A 10,463-nucleotide genomic window follows, 5' to 3' on the forward strand; every position below is an offset into this window, starting at 1 on the left:
TGCCACATCTGGCCAGTGTAGTTGTGATGGTAAGAAGTCGACGAAGTAAATATCACCCGATAAAAACTGATGACCAATTAAGCTCTCTAACCCTTTAATTAACGGAGTCAGGTTTAACGCCACTAAGACACCGATAACACTGCCGACGAGACTACCAAATACACCAGAGAATACACCTTGCCAAACAAAGATCCGTTTGATTAGGCTATCTTTTGCTCCCATTGTTCGCAAAATTGCAATTTCCGCCGCTCGGTCTTTCACTGCCATCATCAACGTAGACACAATATTAAAACATGCCACGCCAATCACCAGTACCATCACCAAGTACATAATGGTGCGCACGAGCTGAATATCGCGATACAAAAAACCAAACTTTTGCTGCCAGCTTTTCAAATACACGTAAACATCAACCATGCTACCAACCTCGCGAACAATAGAAGGCGCATTGAGAACATCGTCAGTTTTTAGTGAAATGCCTGTGACCCCTCCCCCTAACCTCGCGTATTGCTGCGCATCAGCTAATGGTACTAACGCTAGAGAGTGGTCGATTTGGCCATTCAACGTTAAGAACCCTGACACCTTCACGCGCACACGCTTAGGAGCCTGCACTTTATTTGCGCCGCCTGTTTGCGGAATCATTAACGTAACGTAATCCCCCACGGCGACATTTAGCTCGTTTGCTACACCTCGGCCTAAGATCACTTGCTGCTGACCGGCATAAAAGTTTTGCCAAGCTTCTTGGTCAATAAAATTCGACAAGCTCGACACCGCTTGCTCGAAAGTAGGCTCTACGCCACGAACTTCTATCGCTTTTAGCTTACTGCCTTTTTCTGCCAAACCCGTAAAACGAACGTACGGTGCTGCCGCGACAACATGTTCATGTTTTAGAGCTTGATTCATCGTTTTGGTGTAGTCATGAAGTGGTCCATTAACACCTTCTAACTCGCCGTGTGGGATCACAGACAACACACGCGATTGCAGCTCGCGCTCAAAGCCATTCATTGCAGACAAACCGATAATGATCACAGCAACGCCAACCGCTATACCAATGGTCGAAGAAAGCGATATGAAAGACACCATCTTGTTGCGCTTTTTCGCTCGACTGAAGCGACCACCAATCATCAAAGCTAAAGAGGTAAACAAAACTAGCCCTCCGCAGATGCTGTATCAGTCACAAAACGATCTACGAGCAAACCATCTTGCATGTGCATTTGACGATCCATTTTTGCTGCCAGCTCTTTGTCATGCGTGACAACCAAAAATGCAATGTTTGACTCTTTATTGAGCTCGCGCATCAAATCATAGATAGACAGTGCCGTATTGTGATCTAAGTTCCCCGTAGGTTCATCAGCCAAGACCAGATCAGGTTTATTCACCAATGCACGCGCAATCGCAACACGCTGACGCTCACCGCCCGATAACTCGGAGGGTCTATGTTGCATCCGATGACTCAAACCAACTTTATCTAACAGCGCTTTAGCCGCCTGTTTTGCATCCGCTACTTTAGCACCGCCAATCATCAGTGGCATCGCCACATTTTCAAGCGCAGTAAAGTCAGCCAATAAGTGATGAAACTGGTATACAAAACCAAGGTGCTTGTTGCGTAATGCCGCCTGTTTGTTCGAGCTCAAAGCTGATAGGTTTTGCCCTAGAAAATCAACTTCACCATGAGTTGCGTCATCTAACGCACCTAAAATATGCAATAAGGTACTTTTTCCCGAACCAGAAGAGCCAACAATAGAAACCAACTCCCCTTTGTCGATATCGAAACTTACGCCTTTCAACACTTCCGTATCTAACGAACCCTCTCGGTAGACTTTACGAATATCACGACATTCTAATAGCTTATTCATAGCGAAGTGCCTCAGCAGGTTTAACAGAAGATGCTCGATAAGAAGGATAAAGCGTAGCAGCAAGGCTAAGAGCAATCGCCAACACCACCACTAAAAGAATTTGCATTGAATCAATCAAGATGGGTAGATGACCACCAAAGCTGAATAGCGCCACACCAGCAGATTCAAGAATCGCATTTAGATTAAGTGACAAGATCACGCCCGCAGCGCCACCAACAATCGCGCCAATTACACCACTGCTTGCACCTTGCACCATGAAAATGGTCATCACTTGAGATTGAGTCATGCCTTGAGTTTTCAATATTGCGACTTCTGATTGTTTCTCCATTACCACCATGATCAAAGCGGAGATAATATTGAATGCAGCGACACCCACAATTAGACCTAGCATAAGTCCCATCATGTTCTTTTCCATTTTCACCGCTTGGAAAAGCTCACCACGCTGTTCGCGCCAATCACTCCATTCCCATCCATCAGGCATGGGTTGGTCAGCAAAATCCGTCACCATAAATGGGTCAGAGAAAAAGACACGCCAACCAGAAACCGTGTCTTTAGGGAAACGCATCAGCTTAGATGCATCCGTCATGTTCACAATCATTAATTGACCATCAACGTCCGATCCCGTATTGAAAATGCCTGAGACAGTGAAGTTTCGCTGGCTAGGAATACGACCAAGTGGGGTAAACTGCGTCGCGTTGGTCACCATCAAGCGTACTTTATCCCCGATTGAGACCTTTAGTGAACGTGCCAAACTGTGACCCAAAAGTACATTGTAGTCACCTGCTTGAAGTGACGATAATCGTCCGGCAATCAAATGGTTGCTAATCGGATCGCCTTTCTTAGGTTCAATACCGATGAGGTAACCAGCCGTCAGCTGTGCAGAACTCTGAATAACAGCCTCTCCTCTAACGATAGGCTCCGGCTGGGATTCACTCGACATCGCTTGAACAAATGGAGGAGCAGACTCGGTCATAGGCGTTTTTCCATCGTGTTGCGAAACCACGGCATGAGGTAGCACACCTAAAATGCGTTCTTTTAACTGCGATTCAAACCCGTTCATCACAGAAAGAACCGTCACCAACGCCATTACACCGATCGTAATACCCGCCGTCGACATATAAGAAACAAATCGGCTGAACCTATCTCCAGAGCGTCCCCGAAGATACCTTAAGCCAATAAACAATGAGATAGGATGATACATATAAGACAAACCAACTGGTTGTTTTGATATAAAGCTTTAGCGGATTATCTTACCTTACTCTTCTCATTAAGAAGACAAGAGAATCGCTAAATTTGTCAACGACATGCAATAAGTCTGTATTTAGGGCAAAAAGTTCAAGGACAAATCGGCTAAACTTGATAACTTCATTCAGTTAGCGATAATCAGTGCCCTATTTCTCTTTGTTTGTTGAGTGAACAGGGAGCGCTCACTGGCAAAAGGATCGACTATATGACAGAGCAAGAATACTTTACCGTCCATCATAACCTCACCATCAACGTCGAAACGTTAAGTGAGGACTTTGCTTTGCCAGATGAAGAAACGTTTGTCTCCGAAATTCCAGCACCATTTATTGTCGCCAGTGAATTTAGTCACTTAGATATGTTGGCAGACAACGCGCGTCTAGAGCTGAAAAACAAAGAGTTAAAGCATGTGATCAACTTGCTTGATACGCAAAACGCGAAACTTAACCTCTTGTTGAGCTTTATGCTTTCACAACAAGATGACGCCTCCATTCGCTATCAAACGACGCAGTTTGGTGCTAGTCAACTCAGTTTCCGCTCAGATACAGCGTTAACTACTCAACAACTCGTTCGTGTTAAACTGTTCCTCGATCACCCTGCTGCGGCGATTTACTGTTACGCTCAAGTAGAAGAATGTGATGCTTCAGAGCAAGATTTCATTATCACGCTTAGATACAAGATGCTCCGAGAATCTGATCAAGATTTACTGATAAAGGCGGCACTGTATCAACAACAAAAACTTTTACGTCAGCGCTCGATGGAGCGAGATAAAAAATAATTCCTATGACAAAAGCAACGATTCTTTCCGTCACCAACCCTTCAGAGCGTGGCGACAAAAAACAGCTAGGTAATTTGCCGGGCGCAGCTCTACCTCTAGCCATTGCAGAGCTAGCCAAGCAGCATTCGAGTCACTCGCTACTCGTTGTGCCTGACCCGCAAATTGCTTTAAAGCTTCAGGCAGAGATTGAGCAATTCACCGACCAAACGGTAAGCCTGTTCCCCGACTGGGAAACGCTGCCTTACGATAACTTTTCTCCGCATCAAGAAATCATCTCTGAACGTATCGCACGCCTATACCAACTGCCAAGTCAACGTGATGGCATAACCATCGTCCCGGTCAGTACAGTATTGCAACGCCAATCGCCACGTGATTTTCTGTTGCAACACACTTTAATGGTAAAAACTGGTGATCTACTCTCGTTAGAGAAGTTACGTGTACAACTTGAAAATTCAGGCTACCGCCATGTAGATCAAGTATTTGGGCCAGGTGAATATGCAAGTCGTGGGTCTATTCTTGATCTCTTTCCTATGGGCAGCAATGACCCGTACCGCATCGACTTCTTTGATGATGAAATAGATACCATTCGCACGTTTGATCCAGAGAACCAACGCTCTATCGACGATATTCAGCAAATCCAATTGCTGCCTGCACATGAGTTCCCAACCACTAAAGAAGCGATTGAAGATTTCCGTACACGTTGGCGCACCCAGTTCGACGCACGCCGCGAGCCTGAATCAATCTACATGCAAGTGACCAAAGGCACGTGGCCCGCTGGTATTGAGTATTGGCAGCCGCTGTTTTTTGACCATACCGAGACTTTATTTGAATATTTGCCAGAAGACTCTCAAGTCATCACATATGGTGATATCGAATCTGCGGTCGATACTTTCTTAACCGATGTCGAATATCGATACGACCAGAAAAAAGTTGATCCGCTGCGTCCTCTTTTGACTCCTGAACAGCTTTGGTTGAAAAAAGACGAACTTTTCAGTCAACTAAAACAGCTCCCTATCGCTCAATTGAGCCTAGATAAAGTGGTTAAGCGTGCCGGTCGTCAAAACCTACCAGTACAATCGTTAGCCGAGCTTGGCGTTCAACAACAAAATAAAGAGCCGCTCTCGCGCCTTCGTCAGTTTAGTGAGCAATTCAGCGGCAAAATCGTTTTCTCGGTAGAGTCAGAAGGTCGTCGTGAAGCACTAACGGAGCTGTTGCAAGGCATCAAAGTTCGTCCAGTCGTACATGGCTCACTTTACCAAGCTCTAGACTCGGGTGATCGATTCAGCTTGGTCTTAGGCGCAGCAGAGCATGGTTTCATTCACGAAGAGCTGAACTTCGCTCTGATCTGTGAAAGTGATTTACTCGGTGACCGTGTTATCCAGCGACGCCGAAAAGATAAAAAAGCCGTCAACAGTGACACCGTTATTCGCCACCTTGCGGAGTTAAAACCCGGTCAACCTGTGGTTCATATTGATCACGGTATTGGTCGCTACATCGGTTTACAAACACTTGAAGCCGGTGGCATGAAAACGGAATACGTCACCCTTGAGTATCAAAACGATGCCAAGCTCTACGTGCCAGTTTCATCACTGAATCTTATCAGCCGTTATTCTGGCGGCGCTGAAGAGAGTGCGCCACTGCATAAATTAGGTGGTGAAGCGTGGGCAAAAGCACGTCGTAAAGCGGCAGAAAAAGTGCGTGATGTCGCAGCAGAATTGCTGGATGTGTATGCTAAACGAGAATTAAAACCTGGCTTCAAATTTGAGCTAGATCGTGGGCAATACGCAACATTTAAAGCAACATTCCCGTTTGAAGAAACAGATGACCAAGCGATGGCCATCAATGCCGTATTGTCAGACATGTGTCAGGCAAAAGCGATGGATCGCTTAGTGTGTGGTGACGTGGGCTTTGGTAAAACGGAAGTCGCTATGCGCGCAGCATTTGTCGCAACGGATAACAGTAAACAGGTCGCCGTACTCGTACCAACAACCTTGCTTGCTCAGCAGCATTTCGAAAACTTCCGTGACCGTTTTGCCAACTTACCAATCCGAGTTGAAGTACTGTCTCGTTTTAAATCTGCCAAAGAACAAAAAGTCATTCTGCAAGACGTTGCCGATGGTAAAGTCGATATTGTCGTTGGTACGCATAAGCTGCTTTCGAGCGACATTAAATTCAAAGATTTAGGTTTGTTGATCGTTGATGAGGAACACCGCTTCGGGGTTCGTCAAAAAGAAAAAGTCAAAGCAATGCGTGCGGATGTGGACATTCTTACCCTCACCGCAACACCAATTCCACGCACACTGAATATGGCAATGAGTGGCATGCGAGACCTGTCGATCATCGCGACACCTCCTGCACGCCGTTTAGCCATTAAAACCTTTGTTCGACAAAAAGAAGAGCCAGTGGTCCGTGAAGCGGTACTGCGTGAAATTATGCGTGGTGGTCAGGTTTACTTCCTGCACAATCAGGTTGAAACCATTGAAAAAACGGCAGAAGACTTACAGAAACTCATCCCAGAGGCACGCATTACCGTGGCTCATGGTCAAATGCGCGAGCGCGAACTTGAGCGAATCATGAATGACTTCTACCATCAGCGCTTTAATGTGTTGGTGTGTACAACCATCATCGAAACCGGTATCGACGTACCAACGGCAAATACCATAATCATGGATCGTGCGGACAATCTTGGCTTGGCGCAGTTGCATCAATTGCGTGGCCGTGTTGGACGTTCGCACCATCAGGCCTATGCTTACTTATTAACGCCACATCCAAAAGCCATGACCAAAGATGCCATCAAGCGTCTTGATGCGATTGCTTCACTGGAAGACTTAGGTGCTGGCTTTACGTTAGCAACCCACGATTTAGAAATCCGTGGTGCTGGTGAGCTGCTTGGTGATGAGCAAAGTGGGCAAATTCAATCCGTTGGTTTTACACTTTATATGGAAATGCTGGAACAAGCAGTGCAAGCATTAAAAGAAGGCAAGGAGCCATCTTTGGATGAGCTGCTTCGTGAGCAAACTGAAGTGGAAATGCGAATCCCAGCGCTCTTACCAGATGATTACATTCCGGATGTAAACACACGACTGTCGATGTACAAACGCATTGCGAGTGTCACAAGCAGTGATGAACTATCAGAGCTAAAAGTGGAACTGATTGATCGCTTTGGTCTGCTTCCAGACGCAACAAAGAACTTACTTGCCGTCTCAGAATTGAAAATTTCGGCTGGTAGTTTAAAAGCGAAAAAGATAGAAGCCCATGATAAAGGTGGATTTATCGAGTTTTACCCTGATGCTGACATAAATCCAGCGTATTTAGTTAAACTGCTGCAATCACAGCCGCAAAAATTTGCAATGGAAGGTCCAACTAAGTTCAAGTTTAGCGTACCATTGGTGGACCGACGTAAACGCATTCAGTTTGTTCAAGACTTACTGAATGATTTTAAACAGAATTTATTACCAACGAGCTAATAGTCGAATGAGAATACTGATCCCGTTATTGCTTCTATGTGTCTCAATGCCCTCTTGGGCACAGCGCCAATTTGATATTGAAGTGATCATTTTCAAGCGAGCAGTCGACGCTGAAAGCACAACAGAATCTTGGCCGAATCAACTGCCAAAAATCGATATGGAAAATGTCGGTAGCCTAGAGAGTGAATCCTACCGCCGCTCTAAAGGCGTGACACTTTTGCCAAGTTCTTCTTTCCGTCTCAACGCGCAAGAAGCGGCACTAAATAATCATGCCGGCTTTAAAGTGCTTAAACACGTAGCCTGGCGTCAAGGTGACCGAGGTAAATCTAGCGCCCCAATTTTCCGCATCGTTGGCGGGCGAGATTTCTCTGATTCTTATCAAGCAGATGGCCGCCCAATCAATGGCAATCAAACATTTTCCAGCGACGGTTACAGTGAAGAGACGGTCAATGGCCCTTTATATGAACTAGATGGTCGATTCCAAATATACGTACAGCATTACCTCTTCGCCGAAACAACACTAGATCTGCGCGAACCAAGTGTTAGAGAGGTGCGTTTTGAACCAACCTCAACAGAGCAATTGGCGGATGACTTAGGTGAAGTAGATGGTAACGTCCAAGTCGGTAACTTGGCAGAAATATCGCCGACAGTAACCGAAGAGAAATTCCTGAAGAGTTATCGAATGGATCAAAAACGTCGTATGCGTAGCAGCGAGACTCATTACCTAGATAACCCGTTGATGGGTATGATCATTCAAGTTCGTCGGGTTCGATAAGCACGAGCAGTTCGACAAAGCGCAGCAAAGCTGCGCTTTGTTTTTATCTGCTATACCTCAGTTATTCCTAACCAACGCAGAGCGAGGAAAATAGCTGCGTTCAAGTATAAATAGACAGCTTTCAATTTACTTACACTCAACATGGAAGTCGTATTAGTTCATGAGTCCAGACTTTGAAATCATTGCGCCCCGCTTAGCGCTCAAGCTCATCCCTGCTGAAGAAGCACATTCACTACAACGATTACTTGCAGAATCCCCTTCGCTGCACCAATGGCTTGACTGGTGTGATAAAAACGTCACATTGAAAACCGCGCAGGACTTTCTGTTGGCAACCCGTCTTAACTGGGTCAAAACTGAGGCTTTTGGTTTCGGTATCTATGAGCGGCAAAGTAACACTTTGGTTGGAATGGCAGCGGTTAATGAGTTATATCATACGTTTAATATGGCGAGTATTGGTTACTGGGTTGCCGACCGCTATCAACGGCAAGGCTATGCCCAAGAAGCCGTTAAAGCCTTAGCAGAATTCTGCTTCGCAAAGCTAAGTTTAACTCGACTAGAGATTGTTTGTGACCCCGACAACGAAGCTAGCCAAGCCTTAATTGAGTCCGTCGGTGCACAAAAAGAAGCCATCGCCAGAAACCGGTTTATTTTTCATGGTAAGCCTAAAGATGGCGTTGTGTACTCACTTTTACCGACAGATCTAACATAAACAAAAAGCCACCGACTTGCGGTGGCTTCTGCATTTTTTAAGATACAACACATCCACACAGAGTGGATTTAAAACCTTAGTGCAGCTTAAGGTTTGGACGCAGCACGCGATTAATGCGGCCGACGAGCATCATCAGACCGGTTTTGAATACACCGTGCAACGCCATTAGGTGCATGCGATACAATGAGATGTAAACGACACGAGCAATACGGCCTTCTACCATCATCGACCCTTTAGTTAGGTTCCCCATCAGACTACCAACGGTTGAGAAGCGACTTAGAGACACTAATGAACCGTGATCTTTATATACGTAGTCTTTCAACTCGCGCCCGTTGATCTTCGCGACGATGTTACTAAATGCCTGGCTTGCCATTTGGTGTGCAGCTTGAGCGCGTGGCGGCACGAACGAACCGTCAGACTGGGTGCATTGTGCTAAGTCACCAATAACAAAGATGTCATCATCTCGTGTTGTCTGTAGTGTGTTTTTCACTACAAGCTGATTGATACGGTTCGTTTCTAAGCCAGCGATATCTTTAATAAAGTCTGGAGCTTTGATACCCGCAGCCCAAACCATGATTTGAGCTGGGATCTTCTCACCATCTTTTGTAGTAAGGCCATCTTTTTCAGCTTTAGTCACCATAGTGGCGGTGCGCACGTTTACGCCCAACTTCACCAACTCTTGATGAGCAGCAGAAGAAATACGTGGAGGTAACGCTGGTAAAATACGCTCACCTGCTTCAATCAGATTGACGTTCAACTTGCTAGAATCAAGATCACCGAAGCCATAAGTGCGCAGCTCTTTAACAGCATTATGTAACTCAGCTGATAGTTCAACGCCAGTTGCACCAGCACCAACAATAGCAATATCGACCGTACCGTTACCGTTTTTCGCGTGCAGCTTTAGGAACTCGTTGTTCATTTCTGTACGGAAACGGTGTGCTTGCTCAGGGCTGTCTAGGAAAATACAGTTTTCACGAACGCCAGGCGTGTTGAAGTCGTTTGATGTCGAGCCAATTGCCATCACTAGAATGTCGTATTCTAGCTCACGGCTTGGCATAAGAAGTTCACCGTGTTCGTCTTTAAGCTCACTTAAGATGATCACTTTACGTTCACGGTCGATGTCTTGAAGACTACCCATTTGGAAGTCGAAGCTGTGGTTTTTTGCATGAGCTCGATAGCTCAGTGCATCTACTCCTTCGTCCAAAGAACCTGTAGCAACCTCATGCAATAATGGCTTCCACAAGTGGCTCGCTTTTCGATCGACTAGCGTAATTTGCGCACGGTTTTTGCGACCTAGAGTTCGACCAAGCTTAGTTGCCAACTCAAGACCACCTGCACCGCCGCCTACAACGATAATGCGTGTCACAATGATTTTCCTCTACAAAAATGAATATATGGGGTTCAGCTCGATGCATGACTCACAAACATTTGTGGCATCCATCCAACCGATGAATTCTTGGTTCTTAGAGGTGTCTCAATTACTTGGATTAAAAAACTACCACCCACTTTGATTCTTTATCTATCAATGACTTGTCAGGGTTTGGCATGTTTATCTGGCACGCATACGACGCCAGAATTTTTTGGGCAAGTTTATTACTCGCTCTCAATTTTTTTTGATATTTATCAAATTATTTTAGTC

Annotated in this window: 8 protein-coding genes; 4 read left to right on the forward strand and 4 right to left on the reverse strand. The window is 45.6% G+C overall.

From position 1 onward, the window contains the following. From lolE to lolC, 3 genes are all read right to left on the reverse strand, one after another. Positions 1 to 1,143 (reverse strand): lipoprotein-releasing ABC transporter permease subunit LolE (lolE, locus tag CAG68_RS00840; protein ID WP_161440682.1); only part of this gene is annotated, 1,143 nt, incomplete at its 3' end. A 2-nt stretch (positions 1,144 to 1,145) separates the two neighbouring features. Further along, positions 1,146 to 1,853, reverse strand: coding sequence for a lipoprotein-releasing ABC transporter ATP-binding protein LolD (gene lolD / locus CAG68_RS00845; protein ID WP_005378457.1), 708 nt, complete (start codon positions 1,851 to 1,853; stop codon positions 1,146 to 1,148). Continuing rightward, positions 1,846 to 3,054 carry a lipoprotein-releasing ABC transporter permease subunit LolC gene (gene lolC / locus CAG68_RS00850; protein ID WP_054729261.1) on the reverse strand — a complete coding sequence of 403 codons (1,209 nt, stop codon included), beginning with the start codon at positions 3,052 to 3,054 and terminating at the stop codon, positions 1,846 to 1,848. Before lolC ends, lolD begins: the two co-directional genes overlap by 8 nt. Before the next feature lie 249 nt (positions 3,055 to 3,303). On the opposite strand from lolC, the gene CAG68_RS00855 reads away from it, so the two are divergent. From CAG68_RS00855 to CAG68_RS00870, 4 genes are all read left to right on the forward strand, one after another. After that, a complete protein-coding gene (locus CAG68_RS00855; protein WP_025766933.1) occupies positions 3,304 to 3,873 on the forward strand; it encodes a hypothetical protein in 570 nt (189 codons plus the stop codon). A gap of 5 nt (positions 3,874 to 3,878) precedes the next feature. After that, positions 3,879 to 7,340 carry a transcription-repair coupling factor gene (gene mfd / locus CAG68_RS00860; RefSeq protein ID WP_086046602.1) on the forward strand — a complete coding sequence of 1,154 codons (3,462 nt, stop codon included), beginning with the start codon at positions 3,879 to 3,881 and terminating at the stop codon, positions 7,338 to 7,340. Positions 7,341 to 7,347: 7 nt separating this feature from the next. After that, positions 7,348 to 8,115 carry a peptidoglycan binding protein CsiV gene (locus CAG68_RS00865; RefSeq protein ID WP_021707672.1) on the forward strand — a complete coding sequence of 256 codons (768 nt, stop codon included), beginning with the start codon at positions 7,348 to 7,350 and terminating at the stop codon, positions 8,113 to 8,115. Between the two features lie 160 nt (positions 8,116 to 8,275). Continuing rightward, entirely contained in the window at positions 8,276 to 8,824 is a 549-nt protein-coding gene (locus tag CAG68_RS00870; RefSeq protein ID WP_025766936.1) for a GNAT family N-acetyltransferase, read from the forward strand. A 76-nt stretch (positions 8,825 to 8,900) separates the two neighbouring features. On the opposite strand, the gene CAG68_RS00875 is transcribed toward CAG68_RS00870, so the two are convergent. Further along, positions 8,901 to 10,190, reverse strand: a complete 1,290-nt coding sequence (locus CAG68_RS00875) for an NAD(P)/FAD-dependent oxidoreductase (protein WP_005378463.1) — start codon at positions 10,188 to 10,190, stop codon at positions 8,901 to 8,903. Positions 10,191 to 10,463: the final 273 nt, after the last annotated feature.

The organism is Vibrio sp. V42_P2S4T144, from assembly GCF_009904715.1.
Lineage (GTDB): Bacteria > Pseudomonadota > Gammaproteobacteria > Enterobacterales > Vibrionaceae > Vibrio > Vibrio alginolyticus.

What these genes read in the sequence shown, in the direction of transcription:
- lolD (WP_005378457.1), bottom strand. Translation starts at nt 1,853, where the DNA reads ATGAATAAGCTATTAGAATGTCGTGATATTCGTAAAGTCTACCGAGAG.
- lolC (WP_054729261.1), bottom strand. Translation starts at nt 3,054, where the DNA reads ATGTATCATCCTATCTCATTGTTTATTGGCTTAAGGTATCTTCGGGGA.
- CAG68_RS00855 (WP_025766933.1), top strand. Translation starts at nt 3,304, where the DNA reads ATGACAGAGCAAGAATACTTTACCGTCCATCATAACCTCACCATCAAC.
- mfd (WP_086046602.1), top strand. Translation starts at nt 3,879, where the DNA reads ATGACAAAAGCAACGATTCTTTCCGTCACCAACCCTTCAGAGCGTGGC.
- CAG68_RS00865 (WP_021707672.1), top strand. Translation starts at nt 7,348, where the DNA reads ATGAGAATACTGATCCCGTTATTGCTTCTATGTGTCTCAATGCCCTCT.
- CAG68_RS00870 (WP_025766936.1), top strand. Translation starts at nt 8,276, where the DNA reads ATGAGTCCAGACTTTGAAATCATTGCGCCCCGCTTAGCGCTCAAGCTC.